The organism is uncultured Agrobacterium sp. (assembly GCA_913777615.1).
Taxonomy (GTDB): Bacteria; Pseudomonadota; Alphaproteobacteria; order Rhizobiales; family Rhizobiaceae; genus Agrobacterium.
This window is the reverse complement of record CAJYTK010000015.1, coordinates 41,015-64,817: the sequence shown is the minus strand read 5'-3', so window position 1 is coordinate 64,817 and position 23,803 is coordinate 41,015. Positions and strand designations below refer to the sequence as shown.

Here is a 23,803-nt window from a genome sequence, read left to right as displayed (position 1 = left end):
GGCAACAGGGGCGACCGAATGACTGCTAGAATACTGGTCGTCGACGACATAGAGGCTAATCTGAAGTTTCTTGAGGCCCGCCTTCTGGCGGACTATTTCGATGTGATCTGCACCGATAATGGTCGCGATGCTTTGGCAATCTGCGCGGGCGGCCAAGTCGACGTCATTCTTCTTGATGTCATGATGCCGGAAATGGACGGCTTCGAGGTATGTGAGCGGCTGAAGGCCGATCCGGCGACAGCGCATATCCCTGTGGTGATGGTGACAGCGCTGGATCAGCCAGCGGACCGCGTGCGAGGACTGAAGGCGGGAGCAGACGATTTTCTGACGAAGCCCGTCAATGACCTGCAGTTGATTTCCCGCGTCAAAAGCTTGGCACGTCTCAAGACCATGAGCGACGAGTTGCGTGACAGGTTGAAGACAGCAGGATCGATCGATATTCAGGAATCCATCGGCGCAGACGGTCACATAGAAAAGCCTGGCCGCATCTTGTTGATCGATGGACGAGCCAGTTCGCAAGAGCGGATCGTCAAGGCATTGAAGCCGGTTGCCGAGGTTTGCGCTTGGAGCGATCCTTCAAACGCGATTTTCGAGGCGACCGAAAATCCCTACGATCTCGTGATCATCAACTCCAATTTCGACGACTTCGACCCGTTGAGGCTTTGTTCTCAACTGCGCTCGCTCGACAGAACGCGCTTTCTGCCGCTTCTGATCGTCACCGAACAGAACGACGATGCCATGGTGGTCCGCGCGCTGGATCTCGGTGTCAACGACTATATCATTCGCCCCATCGATCCAAACGAACTCGTCGCACGCACACTCTCGCAGATCAAGCGAAAGCGCTTCAATGACAGGTTGCGTGAAGATCTGGCACAGACCATGGAGCTTGCGGTCATCGATGGACTGACGGGTCTCAACAATCGCCGCTATCTCGATCTTCATCTGAAGACGCTTTTCAACCGCGCAGCGCTTCGTGGACGAGACATATCCGTTTGCATGACGGATATTGATTGCTTCAAGCAGGTGAACGATCTCTACGGCCACGAGGCAGGCGACGAAGTGTTGAAGGAATTTGCCAGCCGATTGCGCTCAACAGTGCGCGGTGCCGATCTTGCCTGCCGCTATGGCGGCGAGGAATTCGTCGTGGTGATGCCGGATACGTCGCTGGAGACCGCTGCCGTGGTCGCAGAGCGTTTGCGTTCGATTATTGAGGATCGCCCCTTCGTTCTGCGTTCGGGACAGCACTTGCAGATTACCGCATCCATGGGCATTGCCTCAAACCTTGCCGGTGTCGACAGTCCCGAGCAATTGATGCGTCAGGCAGATCGTGCGCTCTATGAAGCGAAAAGAAGCGGTCGCAATCGCGTCGTTGCTGCCGCCGCCTGAGCGGAAGGCATGATGTATAGATCAAAGCCGATAGAGCATTGGTAGTGCGTCAACAGTAAGCGCGGCGCGCTGTACCTCGCACTGCGCCAATCGCAGTTTGTATCAGCACGCTACATTTAACCATATTTCAAAGCGGAAATTGTCTCGCATTAATAAAGTGTTGAACTTTTAGGTGGCTTGAGCGAGTATTTGTTCAGACAGATAATTTTACGCCAATGCATTCAATGGGAATGCAGAGCGAGAAAATTAGTCACGACGCGGTCAGTCTTACGGTAGGCCGTGTATGGATACCCCTTGATGCTCAGGTCCGCCGCATCTCCTGGGTCTTGGGGTCGGTCGGCCGGCGATACCAATAGACGGTTCCTCGTGCCGTCGTGGAAATCCCGGCCGACCCCATCCTTACGATCTTTTAGTCTCATATGTTTTGATCTGATGCGCCGTGGTGCGCAGCACTTTTGGCGCGCACACTGAGGTGGGTATGTGACGCACCGAAGCGCTTTGGCAAACTCTATTCAGCGGACCGCTCAAAACAAAAAAACGCGCCTCGAGGGCGCGTTCTTTAAGGTCAAGATCTAGCCGATTACTTGATCTTGGTTTCCTTGAATTCAACGTGCTTGCGAACGACCGGGTCGTACTTGGTCTTCGTCATCTTGTCCGTGAAGGTACGGCTGTTCTTCGTGGTGACGTAGAAAGTACCTGTGTCGGCCGTCGACAGCAGCTTGATCTTGATTGTTGTAGCTTTCGCCATGGTCGTCCTGCCTTTAACAAGTAAGTGAGCCGCGGACCTGTTCGATCCCGGCTAAATCTGGCGCGAAACTACGGATCGCGCCCGAAAAGTCAAGCATGTTTTGAGCCGAAAACCGAACGCCCAATGGAAAGAACGACATAGAAGCCGAAAAACAGCGCTAATGCCCAGGCAAAGCCATGGCTTCCTGAGATATCCATGGCGATACCCACCGTCTGCGGCCCCGCGATCGTACCCGTCGCGTAGCAGAATATAAAGGCTGCATTAGCGGCAACGAGGTCGGAGCCGGTGAGTCGCGAGCCAAGATGGGTCAAGCCTACCGTATACATGCCTGACACGAGCCCGCCCCAGAGGAGCAGCAGAATCGCCACCAGCATCCAGTTGCTAACGAGGAGCGGCAGCGCAAGCGTGCCGCACAGACCAACGAACGCCATCAGGCCAAGAAGAAGGCGTCTGTTGGTCATCCTGTCCGACAGCAGTCCGATAGGGATCTGGAACGCCATGTTGCCGATCGCCATCACTGTCAGCAGGAGCGCCGCCTGCGATTCATTGAAGCCTTCACGCGTGGCATAGATTGGGAAGAGCGAGAGCCCGCCCGCCTGCACGGAGCCGAAGACGAAAGCTGCGGCAGAAGCCATAGGAACAAGCCAGATGTAGCGCACGAAGTGATGGGCCGGCTTTTCATCGAGCGCGGGACTTTCCTTGCGCGCCAGAAAGATGGGGATGGCAGCAAGAAGGATAATGCCGCAGCCGACAAGGAAGGGTGTAATTCCCTCGCTTCCAACCGTGGAGAAGAGGAGAGGCCCCACGGCGAAGCCGACCGCAAGGCCGGTCGCGTAAACCCCGAGTACAAGCCCGCGCTTGCGCGGTGGCGCCGCCGCATTGATCCAGAATTCCGAAAGGATGAAGAGCGTGGTGGTTGCCCCGTGAAAGACGATTCTGAGCGGAAACCACATCCAGAAGTCGGCTGCGTAGTAAAAACCCATAGCGCTGACCGAGGAGATGAGCACCGCCGTCATCATGGTGCGAGCAACACCGAAATCATGCGCAAGCTTGCTGGTTATGGGCGCTGCGATCATGGCGGCCACGCCGGCCATGGCCGAGTTGAGGCCGATCATGCTCGACGAAATACCGCGTCGCTCCAGAATGAGGCTCAACAGCGGCAGTCCGAGACCGATGGCGATACCAACGGCGCTAATAGCGGATATGGCAGCGACAAGTGAAGGCCAGTGGATATTGTCGGCGTCGCAATTGGGATGTGACATGAAGACCTTTTAAAGAAAGCCGCGTATGAATGTGCCGCGACGCTCGAAATATAGTCGCACCGGGCTTTCAAATTTTATTGGCTGATCACCTATCATGAAGTTTGTGACATCTTCGAGAACCATCCGTGTAATCGCAGCCATGTTCACACCGGAATAGTCGCGAATGTCAAGCCATTGGAGATTTTGCAACTCCTCGGAATCCTTGACTGCCACGGGATCTATGCCAACTTCATCGGCGAAACAGAAGAAGAAGCGCGTATCGAAGCGTCTCACGCGCCCGGGCGGCGTGATTGCCCGTGCCACATAGCGCAGTGAAGCCAGGTCCGGCCGCTGATGCCCTTCAGTGCCGAAGGTCAAGCCGGTTTCTTCTCGCAGCTCGCGCACTGCCGCCAGCGCCAGCGCGCGCGCTCTCGTATTGGTTATGGGGCGTGACGCCGATTGTCTGAGTTTTTTAAGGACGACCGGATTGAGATCGTCACCAAAAGGCAATGCGTAATCGCCAGGATCTCGACGTCCACCGGGAAAGACATAAACATCCGGCATAAAGACGTGCTGGCTGCTGCGCTGGCCCATCAGAACGCGCGGACTGCTGTTCGAGCGGTCCACGATGATCAGGCACGCTGCATCCTTCGGGCGCAGATAGGATATTTGTTCGGCGTCCTCGTGAGCACACAAGAGAGCAGGGACCCGCCCGTCAGTGGGACGAGCCGTCGATCTGCGGCTTGTCCGGCTCGCTACCAAACCCGTGCATCCTGAGCGCCCATTGCAACCCGATTACGCCGCCCTTGATTGGCTGGATCGTCAGAAGCGCTACCAGGATGGTGATCGGCACCCATATGGCGAAATGTACCCACATCGGTACCATCAAGACGAGATCGGTCATCATGAAGCCACCGACGGCGACGTGGCCGAGGATCATGATCGAAATATAGGGTGGCAGGTCGTCCGAGCGTTGATGATGCAGATCCTCGCCGCAGGCGGCGCACTGGTCCACCGGCTTCAGCCAGGCTTTGAACAGACGACCGCTGCCACAGGCCGGGCATCGGCAGGAGATTCCGCGCATGATCGAGCGACCCAGCGGACGCTCCTGCTTTTCGCCGCCATATTGCACTGTCTGTATATCGCTCATACCAATCCCTCCAAGACGTTCTAACCGAACCATTCAACCGCGATGTCGTTGCCGATATTGCTATTCGAAAATGCTTCAGCGTTTCCTGCGCGGCGGCCTTGTTCCCGGTGCCGCCATACGCCCTCCACTCCGGCGCGCCGTCTTGTGGAAGGATCGTGTGCCTGCCGGCATCTTGCGCCCTTCGCTCAACATCTCGAAGCGAAGCGCGCCCGCCAGCGGTACGGCTTCGGCCAGACGAACCTGAACGGTATCGCCAAGCTGGAAGCCGAGACCGGTCTTCTCACCCGTTAGTGCCTGATGCGCTTCGTCATAGATGAAATAATCGGTTCCGATCGTAGATATAGGAACGAAACCGTCTGCGCCAAACTGTGGAAGCGCGACAAATAGTCCCGCCTTGGTGACACCGCCAACCCGGCCTTCGAATTCCTCGCCGACGCGTTCGGAAAGATGGTGCGCTATCAGCCGGTTGATGGTATCGCGCTCGGCGGCCATCGCCCGGCGCTCGAAGGTCGAAATCTCAGCGGCGATATCGTCGAGTGTGGCTTCTTCCTGTGGCGTGATACCACCTTCACCAAGTCCCAAAGAGCCAACCAGCGCACGATGCACGATCAGATCCGCATAGCGGCGAATGGGCGAGGTGAAGTGTGCATACTTCATGAGATTGAGACCGAAATGGCCGATATTCTCTGGGCTGTAGATCGCCTGGCTCTGCGAGCGCAACACCATCTCGTTGACCATGATCTGATGCGGCGTATCTTCCGCCCGAGCCAGGATGCCGTTGAAGGAGTTGGCGCGCACCTGACCGCCCTTGGCCATAGTGATGCCGAGCGTTGCGAGGAATTCGCGCAACGTCTCCTGCTTTGCAAGTGTGGGGGCATCGTGAACGCGATAGACAAGCGGCTGCTTCTTCTTTTCCAGCGTCTCGGCCGCGGAAACGTTCGCCTGGATCATCATTTCCTCGATCAGCTTATGAGCATCGAGGCGTTCTGGAATGATGACCTTGTCGACAGTGCCATCGTCGCGCAGAACGATCTTGCGCTCCGGCATGTCGAGTTCAAGTGGCTGGCGACGATCGCGCCCGCGCTTCATCACCTCATAGGCATGCCAGAGTGGCTTCAGGATCGGCTCCAGCATGGGGCCGGTCTTGTCATCGGGCTTGCCGTCGATGGCCGCCTGCGCCTGTTGGTAGGAGAGCTTGGCCGCACTCTTCATCATGATGCGATGGAAAGTATGCGACGCCTTGCGGCCCTCCTTGGAAAACACCATCCTCACTGCAAGAGCAGGGCGGTCGACGCCTTCCTTGAGCGAGCAGAGATCATTGGAAATCCGCTCCGGCAGCATCGGCACGACGCGGTCTGGAAAATAGACGGAATTGCCGCGCTTCAGCGCTTCGCGGTCGAGCGGCGCGCCGGAGCGGACATAATAAGACACATCTGCAATCGCCACGGTGACGATCACGCCATCGGGATTGTCAGGCGATGTATCGGGTTCGGCATAGACGGCATCATCGTGGTCCTTGGCATCCGCCGGGTCGATGGTGATCAGCGGCAGATCGCGCCAGTCTACACGGTGCGCCATAGTAGCGGGCTTTGCTGCATCCGCTTCCGCCAGAACATTCTGCGGGAAGATGTGCGGAATACCATGTCCATAAATCGCGATCATGGATATGGCTTTTTCAGACGCCACCGAGCCAATGACGGAAAGGACCTTGGCACGCTTGAGGCCGTAGCGCCCACTATTGCGCGAAACTTCCACCTCGATCAGATCGCCATCCTTGGCGTCGCCAACGCCATCGGGATCGATCACCAGCTCTTCGCCGCGCCGATCGACCGGCATCAAGCGGCCACCAGCGCCGGGCTGCTCCTTGAAAACGCCGATCAGCGCGCTCTGGCGGCGATCGATCAGCTTGATGACGCGAGCGGTATAAGCAGGGCCGCTACGGTCCTTGGAGGGAAAAATCTTGGCCAGCACGCGGTCATTCAAGCCAGCTGCCGGTCCCTTTTTGCCACGGTCCTGCGACGACTGGCGGATCAGCACGGCGGGTGCTGCGCCTTGATCTTCCGGCCATTCGGCGGGACGGCCGATCAGTTCGCCATCCTTGTCGCGGGTTGTAATATCCAGAACGGTCACGGGAGGCAGGCCACCGGGTCGCATCAGCGACTTGCGGTTCTTCTGCACCATGCCGTCAACTTCCAATTCCTTTAGTAGAGCTTTCAGCACCACGCGGGTGTCGCCCTTCAGGCCGAACGCCTTGGCGATTTCGCGCTTGGACGCCTGTTGCGGATGTTCGGCAATGAACTTCAGCAACACTTCGCGCGAAGGCACTTCCCCATGGACGATGCCTTCGCTTTCATTCACGCGCTTTGAGCGGGCGGTGCGTCCGAAACCGTCATTGGCGGAATTCTGTTTCTGACGCGGTGCTTTGCTCACGATTCTGCCTTTTTGGTTTTCGCTGCTGTCTTGGGCTTCGCCGCAGCCTTAGGCTTGGCGGCCGCCTTCGTCTTGCTTGCCGCTTTCGCCTTTGCGGGCTTGGCGTCTGCCTCGCCTTCGGTCTTCTTTTTTGCCGGAGCCTTCTTGGCCTTGACCGGCTTGCCGCCGGTCTTGGCAATGCGCTCGGCAATCAGTACCAGCGCCTCATCCAGCGTCACCGTATCCGGAGACTGTGCCTTGGGGATCGTCGCATTGACCTTGCCCCAGTTCACGTAAGGACCAAAGCGACCGTCGCGAACGGTAATCGCGCCACCATCCGGGTGATCCCCCAACGACTTCAGGGCGGCAGGCGTCGCGGCGCGGCCACGACCGGGCGCTGCTTTCTTTTCCGCAATCACGGTCACGGCGCGGTTTAGGCCGATGGAAAACACGTCTTCGACGCTCTCCAGATTGGCATAACCACCATCATGCATCAGGAACGGACCATAGCGACCGATGCCGGCAGAAATCATCTTGCCGGTTTCTGGATGCTTGCCGATATCGCGTGGCAAATTGATCAGTGCCAATGCCTTCTCATGGTCGATCTCTTCAGGCTTCCAACCCTTTGGCAGTGAGGCCCGCTTGGCTTCCTTGCCATCGCCACGTTGAATATAGGGTCCGAAACGGCCAGACCGAAGCGTCAGTTCTTCGCCGGTCATTGGATCGGCGCCAAGCGCCTTCGGCTCATTCAGCGCTGCGGCTTCGGCTTCCGCGCCATCGGAGGTCAACTGGCGGGTGTAGTTGCAGTCCGGATAGTTGGAGCAGCCGACGAAAGCGCCGTATTTTCCGAGCTTCAGCGATAGGTTGCCGGTGCCGCACACCTGGCAGATGCGCGGATCGGAACCGTCTTCGCGTTTGGGGAAGACCAGGGGTGCCAGCACCTCGTTCAGAGCGTCGAGAACGTTGGTGACGCGCAGTTCCTTGGTGTCTTCGATCTGGGCGAAGAAGTCCTTCCAGAAGTCTCGAAGAACTTGCTTCCAATCGAGTTCGCCTGCCGAGATCCGGTCGAGCTTCTCTTCCAGATCGGCAGTGAAATCATATTCCACATAGCGGGTGAAGAAGCTTTCCAGGAAGGCCGTCACCAGCCGGCCGCGCGAATGCGGGATTAGTTTGCGCTTGTCGACGACGATATATTCGCGGTCACTCAGTGTCTTCAGCGTCGCGGCATAGGTGGAGGGTCGGCCGATACCGAGCTCTTCCATCTTCTTGATCAGCGATGCTTCCGAGTAACGCGGTGGGGGCTCGGTGAAATGCTGGCTTGCATTGATCTTCTGCCTGGCAAGATTTTCGCGGGCATTGATCTGCGGCAGGCGTCCACCGTCTTCGCTATCGTCGCTCTGCTCGCCATCTTCCTTCTGATCCGTATAGGCGGCAATGAAGCCATCGAAACGGATGACGGAGCCGACAGCGCGCAGACCTGCCTTCTCGCCCTTGTTGTCGGCAAGAATTTCAACTGTCGTGCGTTCGATCTCTGCGGAGGCCATCTGGCTCGCAATGCCACGTTTCCAGACCAGATCGTAGAGACGAAGCTGATCTGAATCGAGATAACGCTTTACCTTGTCCGGAGAGCGATTGAAGTCCGTCGGACGGATAGCCTCGTGGGCTTCCTGAGCGTTTTTGGCCTTGGTGGAATAGAAGCGCGCCTTTTCCGGCACATAGCGCTCGCCGAACTGCTCGCCGATCGCGCGCCGTGCGGCGTCGATCGCTTCGGGCGCCATCTGCACGCCATCGGTACGCATATAGGTAATGAGACCGACTGTCTCACCGCCGATGTCGATACCTTCATAAAGTCTCTGCGCTACCTGCATCGTGCGCGATGCCGAAAAGCCAAGGCGTGAAGAGGCTGCCTGCTGAAGCGTCGATGTCGTGAAGGGAGGGCCCGGATTACGCTTGACTGGCTTTGCTTCGACCGTATCGACGACGTAGCTTGCGCCTTCCAGCAATGTCTTCAGCCGCGTTGCATCGTCACCGGTCTTGATCGACTTGCCCTGAAGGCGCTTGCCATCGGCCGAAACGAGCTTCGCTTCGAACTCGTCACCGCGTGGTGTCTTCAAGAGTGCGGAGATGTTCCAGTATTCTTCCGAGACGAAGCGCTCGATCTCCGATTCGCGGTCGCAGACCAGCCGGAGCGCCACAGACTGCACGCGCCCGGCGGAACGAGCGCCCGGCAGCTTGCGCCAGAGAACCGGCGACAGGTTGAAGCCAACGAGATAGTCCAGAGCGCGGCGAGCGAGATAGGCATCGACGAGCGGAACATCGATATCGCGGGGTTCTGCCATAGCATCCAGAACGGCCTTCTTGGTGATCGCGTTGAACACCACGCGCTTGACCGGCTTGTCGCCTAAAACCTTCTTCTTTTTCAGAAGGTCCAGAACGTGCCAGGAAATCGCTTCCCCCTCGCGATCAGGGTCGGTCGCCAGAAACAGGCCATCGGATGCCTTCACGGCATCGGCGATATCCTTCATGCGTTTCTGCGACGCAGGATCGACCTCCCAGGACATTTCAAAATCCTGGTCTGGAAGAACAGAACCATCCTTGGCGGGAAGGTCCCGCACGTGGCCGAACGATGCAAGGACCTGATAGCCGGGGCCAAGATACTTGTTGATCGTCTTGGCTTTTGCCGGAGACTCTACGACGACGACATTCATATTTTTTTCTCTGGGAACATGTCCGTTAACCGGCATCGTCGCTTATTGCGCATGCAACGACGCCATCCTTTTATTTCGACATGGACAGGTAATGCGCTCCGGTCAAGGGGGAGAGCCCCTTTTTCTGTCTTCGCAGACGCATGCAACTTCTACAATTTTCATCAGAAGGAGACAATTTCAGATAGGCGTGATGCCGTCGCTTACAGCTCCGCAAGTCCTCCGCTTTAGCGGTGCTTCGATGCGTCACTCTGCCATGATCATGGAAATGCGCCCGCCTGAATGCCGGTTCAATTTACCAGCGATATCGAGTTCGAGTAGCAGAAGATAGACGGTTGCCGCCGGCAGGCCGGTGTGGCGAATGATGTCGTCGGTTTCTACCGGTGAGGGGCCAAGCGCTTGTGCGAGGATGGCGCGCTCATTGTCTCCGGCTCCGGACATCGAGTGGGTGGGGGGACCGCTACTGTCTTCTCTCGCCACCTGCTGAAGATTGAGCCTCGGCTCAATCATCGGTGACAGTGAATCCAGAATATCGGCGGCTTCAGTAACCAGTGTCGCGCCGTCCTTGATGAGGCGGTTGGTGCCATGGCAGCGAGAATCGAGCGGTGAACCTGGGACTGAAAATACGATGCGGCCGAACTCGCCTGCAAGTCTGGCAGTGATGAGAGAGCCGGAGCGCTCGGCAGCCTCCACGATCAGCACGCCAAGCGAGACGCCGGCAATCAGCCGGTTTCGCCTCGGAAAATCGCGCGCACGCGGCTCCCAGCCAAAAGGCATCTCGCTGATGGTCGCGCCGCCATTGGCATAGATGTCATCGAGAAGGCGGAAATTCTCAGATGGGTAAGGCTTATCCAGACCACCTGCCAGCATGGCAACGGTGCCGGTCGAAAGACTGGCGGCGTGAGCGGCTGCGTCGATGCCGCGAGCAAGACCCGAGGCAATTGTATAGCCAGCCTGTCCGCACTGGCGTGAAAGCATCGCGGCGAATTTCGTCCCGTTGATCGAGGCATTGCGAGAGCCGACTACTCCGAGCGAAGGACGGATAACCGTGGCACTGTTGCCTTTCATAGCGATCAGCGGCGGAGCACCATCGATCTCTCTCAAGGCGGGCGGATAGTCCGGTTCTCCAATGCCGACAAAGCGTGCGCCAAACCGTGCCGCAATCTCCATCTCGCGTTCGGCTTGATCGAGCGTGGTGATGCGTGGACTGCGCGCCGCTCCACCGCGGCGGGAGAGATCGGGGAGGGCCTCCAGTGCCGCTTCAGCACTACCGAAGTGATTGATCAGGTCGCGGAAGGTAACGGGGCCGATATTGTCGCTGCGGATCAGCCGCAGCCAGGAAAGCTTTTGCTTCTCCGACAGGACAATGCCGCGTTTCGTTTCTTCATCACGCGACATCGCTTCCTCCAAACTTGCCGGACGATCCTGTCTCAGCCCTTCTTGCCGATCTTGCTTTCCGTGCCGGCCAACAACCGCTTGATGTTTTCGCGGTGCATGTACCACGAAATGATGCTCAGTACCGTGACCAGAAGGGCGGTCTTCTCCGGTCCCAAGATCCACAGGACGATAGGGATGACAAGCATCGCAACCAGTGCCGAGAGAGAGGAATATTTGGTGACGAAGGCAGTGATGAGCCAGATGGCGGCGAAGGCCAGCATCATGAGAGGCGCTGCACCGAGCAGCACGCCGATATAGGTCGCGACACCCTTGCCGCCCTTGAAGCCGAGCCAGACCGGGAAAAGATGACCGAGGAAGGCGAAGAAACCTGCCACCAGCGATGCTTCATATCCCCAGAGTGCATTGGCGATCAGCACCGCAGCCGTGCCTTTCAGCGCGTCGCAGAGAAGCGTGGCGGCGGCCAGCTTCTTGTTGCCTGTTCGAAGCACGTTGGTTGCGCCGATATTGCCGGAGCCGATCTGGCGAACGTCGCCCAGCCCCGCGGCCCGCGTCAGAAGCAGGCCGAAAGGAATGGAACCGAGGAGGTAGCCGATGATCGCCGCAAGAGCGAGAAATGCGGGCGCTGTGTCCCAAACGGTCAATGCAGTCATGTCTCAGGTCCCCTCTCTATGTGCGTCTTTGCGCACTAACATTTCTACTGCAGTGAATGAACGAGCTTGCCCGCAACATAGGTCGCAACGGCTCGCCCGCTGAAACGCGCATCCTCGAATGGCGTGTTCTTCGAACGCGAGACCAGACCCTTTTCCGAAACCAGCCACGGCTCATCAAGATCGATCAGGGTAATATCGGCTTTGGCGCCAGGCTTCAGCGTTCCGGCCTCCAGTCCGAAGATCTGCGCCGGTCGCGTCGAAAGCGCATCGATCAACCGCATCAGCGGCACCTGATCGCTGTGATACAGGCGAAGCGCTGCAGCCAGCATCGTTTCCAGTCCGATTGCGCCACTCGCCGCATCCGAGAATGGCAGCCGCTTGGTATCGACGTCCTGCGGATCATGCGAGGAGACGATGATGTCGATCGTGCCGTTTTTCAACGCCTCGACCATGGCGACGCGATCGTCTTCGGCGCGAAGTGGCGGCGAAAGCTTGAAGAAAGTGCGATACTCGCCGATGTCGTTTTCGTTGAGCGTCAGATGATTGATCGAAATCCCGCAGGTTGCCTTCGCGCCACGGGCCTTGGCAAGCTTGATGGCTTCCGCCGATTCCGGCACGGAAATCTTGGCGGCGTGGTAGTTGGCGCGCGTCAGCGCCGCGATGCGCAGGTCTCGCTCCAGCGGAATGACCTCGGCTTCCTTGGGGATGCCGGGTAGGCCGAGCCAGCTTGCGAGCAGCCCTTCATTCATATCGCCATTGCCGATATATTTGTCGCGGGTTTCAAGCGAGATGACCGCACCAAGTTCGCGGGCGTAGGTCATGGCGCGGCGTAGCACCAGTGTATCGGACAGCGCCTTGCGGCCATTGGTAAAGGCCACCGCACCCGCTTCCTTCAGCATGCCGAACTCGGTCATCTCTTCGCCGAGCAGACCTTTCGTCAGAGCCGCGGCCGGGTGCACGTTGACGACGGCCTTATCGCGCGCAGTCTTCTTTACATACTCCACCAGCGCGATGTCATCGATAACTGGGTCGGTATCCGGCATCATGATGAAGCTGGTAACCCCACCTGCGGCAGCGGCACGCGAGGCCGACTCGATCGTTTCGCGGTGTTCGGCGCCGGGTTCTCCGACGAAGACGCGGGCATCCACCAGCCCGGGAACGGCTACGAGGCCTTTGGCGTCACGGACCGTTGCGCCATCCGGCGTCCCCTGGTTCTGCGCATTCTTGCCCGCAGCCAGAATGGTGCCATCGGCACCGATGATGATCGTTCCGGTCTCGTCAAGATTGCGCGACGGGTCGATGATGCGGACATTGTTGAGGACGGTCGCGGCACTCATACGCGCTCTCCCATATTCTGCGAAAGAAGAAGGGTTTCCATCACCGCCATGCGCACGGCAACGCCCATTTCCACTTGGGCTTCGATGACGCTCTGTGGACCATCTGCCACTTCTGAGGCGATTTCCACGCCGCGATTCATCGGGCCGGGATGCATGACAAGCGCGTCCTCCTTGGCAGCCTTCAACTTTTCCGCATCAAGACCGTAATAGTGGAAATATTCGCGCACCGAAGGCACGAAAGAACCTGCCATGCGCTCGCGCTGGAGGCGCAGCATCATCACCACATCGGCAGCTTTCAGGCCTTCCTTCATGTCGTGGTAGACTTCCACGCTCATATCGGCGATGCCGGAGGGTAGAAGCGTTGGTGGCGCGACGACACGCACACGTGCCCCCATCTGGTTCAGAAGAATAATGTTGGAGCGAGCAACGCGCGAATGCAGCACATCGCCGCAAATAGCAACGGTCATTCCGGAAATGGTGCCCTTGGCGCGGCGGATCGTCAGCGCGTCAAGCAGCGCCTGCGTCGGGTGCTCATGCTGTCCGTCGCCGGCATTGACCACCGAGCAGGCGACCTTTTGTGCCAGAAGCGCTGCCGCACCGGCGGACGAGTGACGCACGATAAGAACATCTGGGCGCATCGCATTCAGCGTCATTGCCGTGTCGATCAGCGTCTCGCCCTTCTTCACCGAAGAGTTACCGACGGACATGTTCATCACGTCCGCGCCCAGGCGTTTTCCGGCCAGTTCGAAGGAGGATTGCGTGCGGGTTGAGGCTTCGAAGAACAGATTGATCTGTGTCAGCCCACGAAGCGTGGACGTCTTCTTTTCACGCTGGCGGCTGATCTTTACGGCCTCATCGGCCTTGTCGAGAAGAAGCGTGATATCCTGATGGGAAAGCCCCTTGATGCCAAGCAGATGGCGATGGGGAAAATAGACCATGGAACTGTCCTCCGGGCCGGAATAGTCAGTCGCGGTCTATAAAGACAGGTGGCTTTGTCGGCAAGCATGGGATAAGCCGGGAACGAGCCTATATAGGCAATTAATTGCAAATCCCGACAAAAGTACACGATGACAGATATGAACCGGACTGAAGAACAGCTTGCCGAATTAAACCAGCCTAGCCTCTGGTCCGGGATCAATGCCTATCGGTCCGACCCGCTCATCGTCGATCTGACCTCAAATCTCTCGCGCCCGCTTCGCGACGAACTGGATCAGATCGGTCGCTATGTTACCTCGGCGGAAGCCCAGGAACTGGCTCGCATGGCAAATCGCAGCACGCCGCAGCTTCACACCCACGGTCCTCGCGGCGAACGTCTCGATCAGGTGGAGTTTCATCCCGCCTGGCATGCGCTGATGCGCCGTTCCATGTCGTCCGGCCTGCACAGTGCTGCCTGGGAAAACTCCGCCGATACACGCGGCAACGAACACAAGGCGCGCGCCACGAAGTTTTATCTTACGGCGCAGCTGGAAGCCGGCCATCTCTGCCCGCTGACCATGACCCACGCGTCGGTCGCAGCGCTGATGGCATCACCCCGCGTGCAGAACGAATGGGCGCCGAAGATCCTCTCGCGCAAATATGATTCGTCGCAGAAACCCGCTATGCAGAAGACGGCCGTCACGGTCGGCATGGGCATGACGGAGAAGCAGGGCGGCACGGATGTGCGCGCCAACCGCACGACGGCAGAGCGGGTGGGCGAGGGTATCTATCGCCTCTCCGGCCACAAGTGGTTCTTGTCTGCCCCCATGAGCGACGGCTTCGTCATGCTTGCGCAGATGGGCGACGGCATGGGCTGCTTCCTCGTGCCGCGCTTCCTCGAAGACGGCTCGGCCAACGGTTTGCATTTCCAGCGACTGAAGGACAAGCTCGGCAACCGCTCCAATGCGTCTGCCGAGGTCGAATTCACCGACGCCTTCGGCTATTTGCTGGGTGATCCCGGTGCCGGTGTCCGCACCATTCTCGACATGGTGACATTGACGCGGCTCGATTGCGCCCTGGCATCTTCGGGCATGATGCGCGCTTCGCTCGCCGAAGCGGTTCACTTTGCCCGAGGGCGCTCGGTCTTCGGCAAGCCGCTCGTTAACCAGCCGGTGATGACCCGCGTGTTGGCGGACATGGCGCTGGATGTTGCTGCTGCAACCGCATTGTCCTTCCGCCTCGCCAGCGCCTTCGACAGCGCCCGCAGCAATCCGGCGGAAGCGGCCTATGCCCGCGTCATGACACCCATCGTCAAGTACTGGTGCTGCAAGATCGCGCCGGCCTTGATCTATGAGGCTATGGAAAGCCTGGGCGGCAATGGGTACGTCGAGGAGCGTCCGATTGCGCGCCACTACCGCGAAGCTCCGGTCAACGCCATCTGGGAAGGCTCCGGCAATGTGATGGCGCTCGACGTGCTGCGCGTGCTTCAACGCGGCAAGGATCTCTTCGATCTCGTTTTCGAAACGCTGGAGCGCGACCTCGGACCGTCCGGCAAAAAGACCACCGACGTTCTGCGTGCAGCGATTGCGCTTTGCGAGCGCGACGAAGGTGCCGCCCGCCTTCTGGTGGAGCAGTTTGCACTTGCTGCTGCCGCCGCCGAACTCTGCCGCATCGGGGCAGGGCGCATTGCAGATGCTTTCCTCGAGACGCGCCTGGCTGGCGGATGGCGACACACCTACGGCATGCTCGACAGCCGCTTCGACCCGACTTACATCATCGATCTGCTTTATCCGCCGGTGTCGTGATGCTGACCTTCCGCAAAGCCGTTCCACAAGACGAAGATGCGCTTTACGCCATCTGCCTTGCAACGGGCGATTCGGGGAAGGATGCAACGCATCTCTACGCCGACGACAAGATCGTCGGTAACATCTATGCCGTTCCCTATCTCCATCTTTGTCCAGACAGCGCTTTCGTTGCCGAAGACGGAGAGGGCATCTGCGGCTACATCGTCGGCGCTACTGACACCGCAGCCTACGAAAAACTGCTGGAGCAGGCTTGGTGGCCGAAGCTGCGCGAACGTTATCCAATCGCGGAAGAAGAGGGTAATCTTCTGCCCGAAGAACACCGCAAGCGCGTTGCCTTCATTCACCAGCCGTCGCAAATGCCCGCTGCGGTGCTTCAGAATTATCCCGCTCATATCCACATGAACCTGTTGGAGAGGGCTCGCGGTACCGGTGGCGGTTCTCGTCTTTTGTCGATGTGGGTAGAGATGGCGCGGGGCAGGGGTACTCCCGGCATTCACCTCGGCGCCAATCCTGAAAATCACACTGGCATCGCTTTCTGGCAATCGCGTGGCTTCGCACCGCTTGTCGGGATGCCAGCCGGCACCTCATGGTTTGGCATGTCCCTGGGGGGATGAGCCCAAGAGACAGCCGTCTTTTCCGCCATCCACAGGAAAGCCACGGCTGCTAGGTTTCATCTCGATTGTCGCGTTGTTAACTCTTTGCTAACCGCGCAAGATAGTCATCAATCGGAGATTCGGAAAAGCCATGCTCGCCATCGATGGCACTGCCGCCCTTATGTCGCCCGCGCCGGAAAAGCGTATCAAGGATCGCGCAGCGACGGAAAAGGCGATCTTTGCTGCGGCGAAGTCCCTGCTGGCGGATGAAGGCTTTCAGGGTTTCGGTATCAATGCCGTAGCGCGTCGCGCAGGTTGCGACAAGCAACTGATCTATCGGTATTTCGGCGGTCTCGAAGGGCTGGTCTCGGCCATTGGCGAAGATTTGGCATCCTGGGTGCAGGAGCGCATTCCGCAAGATACGGGCGGCATGTTCCTGCTGACCTATGGCGATCTGATGGAGAGACTGATGCTCTCCTATCTCGATGCGCTGCGCGCCGATCCGCTGGTTTGCAAGATAATCGCCTGGGAAGTCTCCGAGCAGACGCCGCAGGTCAAACAACTGGCAGAAGCGCGTTCCAAGGCTCTTGCAAAATGGATAGACCGCATGCGCGGTTCGCTCCAGCCGCCGAAGGGCGTCGACGCTTCGGTAATGAATGCCATGCTCTTCGCCGCGATCCAGCATCTCGTAATAGCAGGTGGCACGAATGGCCAGTTTTCCGGTGTGTCGCTGAAGAGTGACAAGGACTGGGACAAGATCGCAACTGCGGTAAAGCGCGTGGTTCGAGCGCTTTACGGCTGATCCAGGTCTCCTGAAACCAGTTTCTGCATCAAACCGGTTCCGGCTTTACCCGCGCGCTTCGCGTGGTGGGCATTTCATTATCCACAACGTTTCTCTCTCGTTAACCATAGATGCAGGTTTCGTTTGCAAGGCGTTAACGACAGGATCATTCTGTTAATGATTTGTTAACCACGAAATCCGAGCTGGATGAGAAGGAAGCGCTGTGAGCCGCTGGATACCTTTGAGCGTCATGATGACGTTTTTCGCCCTGCTACCACTCGATCTGAACGCCCCGACGCTAAACCTTTGCATCATGGCGTTGGTCCGGTGGAGTGTCATTTCGGTTCTTCCTGATGGCGAGTTCGCCGGAGCCAACCTGGCAGGGGAGCGGATGGCATGAAGTGGTTTCTGATCTTGTGGGCGGGTCCCGTGCTTTTTCTCGGAACCTGGTATGGTCTGTCCTATTACGACATGAGCTTTGGCTTCTTCATGCTGACGCGGCAGAGCCATGATCTGGTTTTCCAGATTTACGGCAACGTGCTCGGCATCCCGCCCGAAACGATACCGCCGCTTGTCGCGCGCGCCATCATGGTCGATAGCCTGCTCGTCTTTGCGCTTATCGGGTTTCGTAAAAGAAAAGTGATTGCAGCGTGGTGGCGGTTGCGTCAGCCGTCCGTAGACGCCTCTCTTGCGAGCATGGAGAGCCGGTCCAAGGCGCCCTGAAGGATGAAGCTCGCGGCGGCGGAATCGATCCGCTCGGCGCGCTTGGCTCGAGAGACGTCCATTTCCAACAAAGCTCGCTCGGCAGCGACCGTGGACAGCCTTTCGTCCCAGAAGATAAAAGGAATATCTGTCTTCTCGCTCATGGAGCGCACGAAGGCGCGGGTGGCCTGAACACGTGGACCGGCGGAGCCGTCCATGTTCATCGGCAGGCCAATCACGAACGCCGCAATCTTTTCTTTCGCGGCGAAATCCAGGAGAAGTGCAGCATCCTGGGTAAACTTGATGCGCTTGAGAACCGGGCGAGGGGTGGCAAACCGCCGGGACAGATCCGACATGGCAAGACCGATCGTCTTGGTCCCGAGATCGAGACCGGCGATCGCCTGTCCGGGCCTCAAGGTCTCAGCGAGTTCTTCTATCGTCAACGTCGCCATTCGGTGACCTTTATCTTTTGCGGACGAATTCCGTGCGCAGCACCAAGCCCTTGACCGCATCGCTCTTGCAGTCGATTTCTTCAGGGTTTTCGGTCAGCCGGATCGACTTGATCACGGTGCCCTGCTTCAACGTAGTACTGGTACCCTTAACCTTCAGGTCCTTGATCAGCGTGACAGAATCGCCATCTGCAAGCAGGTTGCCTGCGGCATCGCGAACCTCATTGGCCTTGGTTGCTGCAGCTGCGACTTCCGAGGCAGGGCGCCATTCGCCGGTTGCCTCGTCATACACATAGTCGTCATTATCTGCGGCCATCCTATCACTCCAAAGTAAGGTTTTGGGTTTTATGGGTGGTCCTATCTCATAAGATCGCAGGAACACAAAGGAGAACTTCGATGAAAATCACCTGGCTAGGCCATTCCGCTTTCCGTCTTGAAACAGGCCACGCAAAGATCCTGATCGATCCTTTCTTCACCGGAAATCCGGGCTTTGCCGGACAGGACGCCAAGGATGCGGCAAGCGGCATCACCCATATTCTCCTGACCCACGGTCATGGTGACCATGTGGGTGATACGGTGAAGCTGGCGGCAGAAACGGGAGCAACGGTGCTGGCCAATGCCGATCTTGCCGCCTGGCTCGGCTCCAAGGGTGTCCAGAAGCTTGAGATGGGCAACACCGGCGGCACGGTGGGTTTTGAAGGATTTTCCGCCACCTTCACCAATGCGCTGCACTCCTCCGCGCAAATTACCGAAGATGGCGTGTCCCATTCGCTTGGTAACGCCAATGGCCTGATGCTGCATTTCGAAGACGGCCCATCGGTTTATCATATGGGCGACACGGATATCTTCTCCGACATGGCCCTGATAAACGAATTGCACGAGCCGGAAGTCGGCCTCGTTCCCGTCGGCGATCGCTTCACGATGGGCGGTGCGGTGGCAGCTCTTGCCTGCCAGCGCTTCTTCAAGTTCCGCCATGCAATTCCCTGCCACTACGGTTCGTTCCCGATCGTCGACCAGACTGCGGACAAGTTCGTGTCCGGCATGGACGGTTCGCAGACGCGGGTGGATGTCCCCAAGGTTGGACAAGTCCTGTCGTTCTGATGACCCGGCATCAGCGTGTCACGGCCCAAAACTGCGCCGCAGAGGGCCGCGACACGCTTTCTACCGTTGCGAAGGGCGGATATGGTCATTATAGCGGGTAGAAAATTCTTGACTGGAGTAGAACCATGTCCGTCGATCTCGCCACCGTGAAGCGCGTCGCACGCCTTTCCCGCATTGCCGTCAGCGAAGAAGAGGCCAACACCATGCTTGGCCAACTGAATGGCATTCTCGGTTTCGTGGAGCAACTGTCGGAAGTGAATGTGGATGGCGTAGAGCCGATGACATCGGTAACGCCGGTTGCCATGAAAAAGCGCGCCGATGCGGTGAACGACGGCAACAAGGCCGATGACATCGTTGCTAATGCGCCAGCTACCGAGCGCAACTTCTTCATGGTTCCGAAGGTGGTCGAGTAAGCGCTCGCCGTTTGCTCCCACATTGAAAATTCAAAAGTTTCGAAAGCCGTTGCCGATATGACCGAACTGACAAGCCTCACCATTGCCGAAGCGCGTGACAGACTGAAATCAAAGGAATTCTCCGCCGTCGAATTGACGGATGCCTATCTGACTGCCATCGATGCCGCCAACGAGAAGCTCAACGCCTATGTCGTGACGACGCATGACAAGGCGCGTGACATGGCGAAGGCCTCCGATCAGAAACTGGCAGCCGGTAATGGCGGTGCGCTCGAAGGCATTCCGCTTGGCGTGAAAGACTTGTTCGCGACCCGCGACATCCATACCCAGGCCTGCTCGCATGTGCTCGATGGCTTCAAGCCGAAATACGAGTCTACCGTGACCCAGAACCTGTGGGATGACGGTGCGGTGCTTCTTGGCAAGCTTAACATGGACGAATTCGCCATGGGCTCGTCTAATGAGAGCTCCTATTACGGTCCCGTCGTGAACCCCTGGCGCGCTGAAGGCTCCGAAAAGAGCCTCGTTCCCGGCGGTTCCTCCGGCGGTTCTGCTGCCGCGGTTGCGGCGCATCTCTGCGCCGGCGCTACCGCAACCGATACCGGCGGCTCCATCCGCCAGCCAGCAGCCTTCACCGGCACGGTCGGTATTAAGCCTACCTATGGACGCTGCTCGCGCTGGGGCATCGTTGCCTACGCCTCCTCGCTCGACCAGGCTGGTCCGATTGCCCGCGACGTTCGCGATGCCGCGATCTTGTTGAAGTCCATGGCAAGCGTCGACGCAAAGGACACCACCTCCGTCGATTTGCCTGTGCCGGATTATGAAAAGGCCATCGGCCAGTCGTTGAAGGGCCTGAAGATTGGTATTCCGAAAGAGTATCGCGTCGAGGGCATGCCGGAAGAAATCGAAAAGCTTTGGGCACAGGGAATTGCCTGGCTGAAGGATGCCGGCGCGGAGGTCGTCGATATCACTCTGCCGCACACAAAATACGCGCTGCCAGCCTATTACATTGTGGCGCCTGCCGAGGCTTCGTCAAACCTCGCCCGCTATGACGGCGTTCGCTATGGTCTCCGCGTCGATGGCAAGGACATTGCCGATATGTACGAGAAGAGCCGCGCTGCCGGTTTCGGCTCGGAAGTGAAGCGCCGCATCATGGTCGGCACCTATGTTCTTTCTGCCGGCTATTACGACGCTTATTACCTCAAGGCGCAGAAGGTCCGCACGCTGATCAAGCGCGACTTCGAAAACGTCTTCCATGACGGTGTCGATGCCGTTCTTGCTCCTATCACGCCATCTTCGGCCTTCGAAATTGGTGACAAAGAACTGGCCTCAGATCCGGTCAAGATGTATCTGCAGGACGTGTTCACCATCACGGTCAACATGGCGGGTCTGCCGGGTCTTTCCGTTCCTGCCGGTCTGGACGGCAAGGGCCTGCCGCTCGGCCTTCAGCTGATCGGCAAGCCGTTCGAGGAAGAAACGCTGTTCAAGACGGCGCACGCCATCGAGCAGGCAGCGGGCAAGTTCACGCCCGCCAAGTGGTGGTAACGGGTCTTATCATTCGAGCCATGGCCGAGGCCGATCGCGATGCGGTCGGCCTCATCGGTTTTTGCGCCTGGCAATCGAGCAGCGCGTTCGAAGATACCTATCTCGACCCGGTCGTGATCGAACGGGTGCGCGGTGAATTTGAGGTTTTCGCAAAAGAGACCACCTGTGATGTCGTCGTGGCTGAGGTCGATGGCGTGACGGTTGGCTGGGGTGCCCGCGCTGGAGAGCCTGACTATATTTCCGACATCTGGATTGATCCTGATTATCAGGGCAGAGGCATTGGTCGGATGCTAGTCGAGCATTTCCTTGGGGAGATGCGCCGCTCGCATATCTCGACAGTCAAAATCTCGACCCATGCTAGAAACGTCTACGCTATTCGCGCCTATGAACGTCGCGGTTTTCGCCTGATTTGGCAGGCAAGCAGTGGTCCGAAACTATGAAGGTTGAGCTTCAAAAGGTCCGCCTGGAAAAAGCCATCTGAAGCATCTCTCGCAAAGCGGTGACGCTCTGCTATGCTGCAGCCCGGCTCGATAAGGGGAGGCAAACATGGCAGCGGATAATGCACGACATGAACTGTTCCTGATGCGCGAAATCGATGCGCCAACAACGAAAATCTACCGCGCCTGGACTGATCCTAAATTGTTGAAACAATGGTTCTGTCCAAAGCCCTGGGGCGTGTCTCACGCTGAACTTGACGTTCGTGCAGGCGGTTCAAGCTTTATCGTCATGAAAGGACCAAATGGCGAAGAGGTTGAAAACCGCGGCGTTTATCTCGAAGTCGTGCCAAATGAGAAGCTCGTCTTTACTGACGCTTTCACAACGGCCTGGGTACCGTCGGAGAAACCCTTTATGACGGGCATCGTCGCACTGGAGCCATTGGGCGAAGGACGCACCAAATATACAGCGATCGCACGACACTGGACCGAGGAAGACAAAAAGACCCATGAAGCGATGGGCTTCCACGAGGGCTGGGGCGCCGCGACGGATCAGTTGGTTGAATTGCTAGCCAAGATATAAGGTGCGGCGGCCAAAGTCTGACCGCCGCATCTAATTGTCAGCGATTGTCGAGTTCGCCTCTCACCAGCTCCAGCCCGCGTGTGGTGATGCGGTAGGGCTGGCTTCTGGACGAGGAGATCGCCTTTTTGCGTTTCAACTTGCGAAACGTGATGAGGTCAAGGCCGCTGAACACCCAGCCGTCGCGCGTATAAAGCACGAGGGTTTCGATTCTGCGGTTTTGGTCTCGGATAAGTTCGATTCTGCCGCCCTGGGCGAGCAGATGGAGAATGCGCTGTTCTGCGCGGGAAATGTCCATGATTTGGAATCCGGCTTGCATCCAGATGGACGCGTGAAAACAATCCGGTTGCCAGTGGCATCCGGTTCGGTTTCAGTATGGCCCAGCGCGCAAGACACTTGCGGGCAGGGCCTTTACCGGGACTCCGATTGAGAGAACATAAAAACTCCAAAGATCACATCTTTTGCTTAAAAGCTCAACGCGTTACGGTCAAGAAGAGGCGGAGCCTGTTACCGTGGACGAACTGGCCGGAAGGACCGGCCAAAGCTTTTCACGTTCGCCATTATGGAGATTGAACTTGGTCGTCATTCGCAATGCGCAGGAACAGGAGGCCTCCCATCTCGCAGCCATCGGTCTGGAGGCATGGCGGGTGGCAAGCTCTGCGCTGGGTCTGACAGCAGTTCTGGAATCCAATGCCCAGGAAGCCTTTGCGGGTTTCACCGAGTCGTCTTGGCACCGTATCCTGGTGGCGGAGAAACACGGTATTGCTGTCGGCTGGTCGGCAAGGGAAAATTCTGGTGACATGATCTCGGATTTTTGGGTTGATCCGCGCCTTCATGGACAAGGGATTGGCGGCGCTCTACTCAAAGCGGTTGAGGAGCAGGTGTTAGCGGCTGGCTTTCCCTCCATAAAGCTCGAAAGCCATGCTGATAATGAGAGAGCAATTTCCTTCTTTCGCAAGCATGCCTACGGCGTCAGCTGGCTGTCGATGAAATATGCGCGCAAGCTCGATCGCGAAGTGCAGACCATCGGCCTTCGCAAGCAACTGAAGGATGTTGAGCTGATGACATATGGCCCCTCATTCTGATGGCGCGCCGCTATCAGAACAGTTGCGTCAGAAACATAAGCGACGCGACGAGTCCGACTTGAGCGATGACAATGCCTATAAGCAGGCTGCGAAACGGCTCTTTGCGTGTCTTGTGCCGCAGGAGATGTTGCGCTGTCACCGCTCCGAGACTTCCACCGAGCAAGGCCAGGAGGAGCAACGTGCGTTCACGAATGCGCCGATCGCCTTTTCTGGCAGCTCGCTTGTCCTGCCAGAAGCCGATGAAGACAATGAGGTTGAGTGCGAGATAGGCGATTAGCGCGATAACGATGAATGTCATGACCGCCTCTCTGATCCAAACAGACACGATGCGCCTCAGAAGTCTTGCACCTCCGGGCCATTTGCTCTACCTCACCACGAATAG

The 23,803-nt window shown here is 58.0% G+C and carries 26 protein-coding genes; 12 read left to right on the top strand and 14 right to left on the bottom strand.

The genetic code is table 11. The features are described from left to right. Positions 1–18 precede the first annotated feature (18 nt). Entirely contained in the window at positions 19–1,386 is a 1,368-nt protein-coding gene (locus QZ862_RS14280; protein WP_296100652.1) for a PleD family two-component system response regulator, read from the top strand. Positions 1,387–1,966: 580 nt separating this feature from the next. Here QZ862_RS14280 and rpmG read toward each other — a convergent pair. From rpmG to QZ862_RS14230, 10 genes are all read right to left on the bottom strand, one after another. Further along, positions 1,967–2,134 carry a 50S ribosomal protein L33 gene (gene rpmG, locus QZ862_RS14275; RefSeq protein ID WP_003496403.1) on the bottom strand — a complete coding sequence of 56 codons (168 nt, stop codon included), beginning with the start codon at positions 2,132–2,134 and terminating at the stop codon, positions 1,967–1,969. Positions 2,135–2,223: 89 nt separating this feature from the next. Continuing rightward, a complete protein-coding gene (locus tag QZ862_RS14270) occupies positions 2,224–3,396 on the bottom strand; it encodes an MFS transporter (RefSeq protein WP_296082889.1) in 1,173 nt (390 codons plus the stop codon). Positions 3,397–3,405: 9 nt separating this feature from the next. Beyond that, positions 3,406–4,035: an NUDIX domain-containing protein gene (locus tag QZ862_RS14265; protein WP_296100674.1), complete on the bottom strand. Its 630-nt coding sequence runs from the start codon at positions 4,033–4,035 to the stop codon at positions 3,406–3,408. 55 nt (positions 4,036–4,090) lie between these two features. Beyond that, the gene (locus QZ862_RS14260) at positions 4,091–4,525 is read right to left on the bottom strand and encodes a DUF983 domain-containing protein (protein ID WP_296020923.1); all 435 of its coding nucleotides are present in this window, start codon (positions 4,523–4,525) and stop codon (positions 4,091–4,093) included. A gap of 75 nt (positions 4,526–4,600) precedes the next feature. Beyond that, positions 4,601–6,955: a ribonuclease R gene (gene rnr, locus QZ862_RS14255; RefSeq protein ID WP_296100650.1), complete on the bottom strand. Its 2,355-nt coding sequence runs from the start codon at positions 6,953–6,955 to the stop codon at positions 4,601–4,603. Continuing rightward, entirely contained in the window at positions 6,952–9,642 is a 2,691-nt protein-coding gene (gene topA / locus QZ862_RS14250; RefSeq protein ID WP_296074867.1) for a type I DNA topoisomerase, read from the bottom strand. Before topA ends, rnr begins: the two co-directional genes overlap by 4 nt. Before the next feature lie 243 nt (positions 9,643–9,885). Next, the gene (dprA, locus tag QZ862_RS14245; RefSeq protein WP_296100648.1) at positions 9,886–11,037 is read right to left on the bottom strand and encodes a DNA-processing protein DprA; all 1,152 of its coding nucleotides are present in this window, start codon (positions 11,035–11,037) and stop codon (positions 9,886–9,888) included. A gap of 32 nt (positions 11,038–11,069) precedes the next feature. Continuing rightward, entirely contained in the window at positions 11,070–11,687 is a 618-nt protein-coding gene (plsY, locus tag QZ862_RS14240) for a glycerol-3-phosphate 1-O-acyltransferase PlsY (protein WP_296100647.1), read from the bottom strand. A 44-nt stretch (positions 11,688–11,731) separates the two neighbouring features. Next, positions 11,732–13,024, bottom strand: a complete 1,293-nt coding sequence (locus QZ862_RS14235) for a dihydroorotase (protein ID WP_296100645.1) — start codon at positions 13,022–13,024, stop codon at positions 11,732–11,734. Then, positions 13,021–13,962: an aspartate carbamoyltransferase catalytic subunit gene (locus QZ862_RS14230; RefSeq protein WP_296100643.1), complete on the bottom strand. Its 942-nt coding sequence runs from the start codon at positions 13,960–13,962 to the stop codon at positions 13,021–13,023. The genes QZ862_RS14235 and QZ862_RS14230 overlap by 4 nt, the downstream gene beginning before the upstream one ends. Before the next feature lie 129 nt (positions 13,963–14,091). Between QZ862_RS14230 and QZ862_RS14225 the strand changes: the two genes are divergently transcribed. From QZ862_RS14225 to QZ862_RS14205, 5 genes are all read left to right on the top strand, one after another. Further along, positions 14,092–15,744: an acyl-CoA dehydrogenase family protein gene (locus QZ862_RS14225; protein WP_296084347.1), complete on the top strand. Its 1,653-nt coding sequence runs from the start codon at positions 14,092–14,094 to the stop codon at positions 15,742–15,744. Continuing rightward, entirely contained in the window at positions 15,744–16,358 is a 615-nt protein-coding gene (locus QZ862_RS14220) for a GNAT family N-acetyltransferase (protein WP_296100641.1), read from the top strand. The genes QZ862_RS14225 and QZ862_RS14220 overlap by 1 nt, the downstream gene beginning before the upstream one ends. Positions 16,359–16,488: 130 nt before the next feature. After that, positions 16,489–17,139, top strand: a complete 651-nt coding sequence (locus QZ862_RS14215; RefSeq protein WP_296037930.1) for a TetR/AcrR family transcriptional regulator — start codon at positions 16,489–16,491, stop codon at positions 17,137–17,139. A gap of 202 nt (positions 17,140–17,341) precedes the next feature. Beyond that, on the top strand, positions 17,342–17,518 hold the full coding sequence (locus QZ862_RS14210; protein ID WP_296020901.1) for a hypothetical protein: 177 nt from the start codon (positions 17,342–17,344) through the stop codon (positions 17,516–17,518). Beyond that, positions 17,515–17,841: a DUF6105 family protein gene (locus QZ862_RS14205; protein ID WP_296020899.1), complete on the top strand. Its 327-nt coding sequence runs from the start codon at positions 17,515–17,517 to the stop codon at positions 17,839–17,841. Before QZ862_RS14210 ends, QZ862_RS14205 begins: the two co-directional genes overlap by 4 nt. Here the strand turns inward: QZ862_RS14205 and ruvX are convergent. Both ruvX and QZ862_RS14195 read right to left on the bottom strand, forming a co-directional pair. Further along, on the bottom strand, positions 17,784–18,272 hold the full coding sequence (gene ruvX / locus QZ862_RS14200) for a Holliday junction resolvase RuvX (RefSeq protein WP_296100639.1): 489 nt from the start codon (positions 18,270–18,272) through the stop codon (positions 17,784–17,786). The genes QZ862_RS14205 and ruvX overlap by 58 nt on opposite strands. Before the next feature lie 10 nt (positions 18,273–18,282). Then, positions 18,283–18,585: a zinc ribbon domain-containing protein YjdM gene (locus QZ862_RS14195; RefSeq protein ID WP_296020895.1), complete on the bottom strand. Its 303-nt coding sequence runs from the start codon at positions 18,583–18,585 to the stop codon at positions 18,283–18,285. An 80-nt stretch (positions 18,586–18,665) separates the two neighbouring features. Here QZ862_RS14195 and QZ862_RS14190 point away from each other — a divergent pair, with 80 nt between their 5' ends. From QZ862_RS14190 to QZ862_RS14170, 5 genes are all read left to right on the top strand, one after another. Beyond that, positions 18,666–19,370: a metal-dependent hydrolase gene (locus tag QZ862_RS14190; protein WP_296100638.1), complete on the top strand. Its 705-nt coding sequence runs from the start codon at positions 18,666–18,668 to the stop codon at positions 19,368–19,370. Between the two features lie 125 nt (positions 19,371–19,495). Then, positions 19,496–19,783: an Asp-tRNA(Asn)/Glu-tRNA(Gln) amidotransferase subunit GatC gene (gene gatC / locus QZ862_RS14185; protein ID WP_296037942.1), complete on the top strand. Its 288-nt coding sequence runs from the start codon at positions 19,496–19,498 to the stop codon at positions 19,781–19,783. Positions 19,784–19,840: 57 nt separating this feature from the next. Beyond that, positions 19,841–21,322, top strand: coding sequence for an Asp-tRNA(Asn)/Glu-tRNA(Gln) amidotransferase subunit GatA (gatA, locus tag QZ862_RS14180; protein WP_296100637.1), 1,482 nt, complete (start codon positions 19,841–19,843; stop codon positions 21,320–21,322). A gap of 20 nt (positions 21,323–21,342) precedes the next feature. Further along, on the top strand, positions 21,343–21,762 hold the full coding sequence (locus QZ862_RS14175; RefSeq protein ID WP_363315936.1) for a GNAT family N-acetyltransferase: 420 nt from the start codon (positions 21,343–21,345) through the stop codon (positions 21,760–21,762). A 106-nt stretch (positions 21,763–21,868) separates the two neighbouring features. Further along, on the top strand, positions 21,869–22,339 hold the full coding sequence (locus QZ862_RS14170) for an SRPBCC family protein (RefSeq protein ID WP_296100635.1): 471 nt from the start codon (positions 21,869–21,871) through the stop codon (positions 22,337–22,339). 37 nt (positions 22,340–22,376) lie between these two features. Here QZ862_RS14170 and QZ862_RS14165 read toward each other — a convergent pair whose 3' ends face one another. Continuing rightward, positions 22,377–22,634, bottom strand: coding sequence for a YjhX family toxin (locus QZ862_RS14165; RefSeq protein ID WP_296020883.1), 258 nt, complete (start codon positions 22,632–22,634; stop codon positions 22,377–22,379). 277 nt (positions 22,635–22,911) lie between these two features. On the opposite strand from QZ862_RS14165, the gene QZ862_RS14160 reads away from it, so the two are divergent. Beyond that, the gene (locus tag QZ862_RS14160) at positions 22,912–23,421 is read left to right on the top strand and encodes a GNAT family N-acetyltransferase (protein WP_296020881.1); all 510 of its coding nucleotides are present in this window, start codon (positions 22,912–22,914) and stop codon (positions 23,419–23,421) included. Between the two features lie 13 nt (positions 23,422–23,434). Here the strand turns inward: QZ862_RS14160 and QZ862_RS14155 are convergent, their stop codons facing one another. Beyond that, on the bottom strand, positions 23,435–23,719 hold the full coding sequence (locus QZ862_RS14155; RefSeq protein WP_296037954.1) for a DUF1294 domain-containing protein: 285 nt from the start codon (positions 23,717–23,719) through the stop codon (positions 23,435–23,437). Positions 23,720–23,803: the final 84 nt, after the last annotated feature.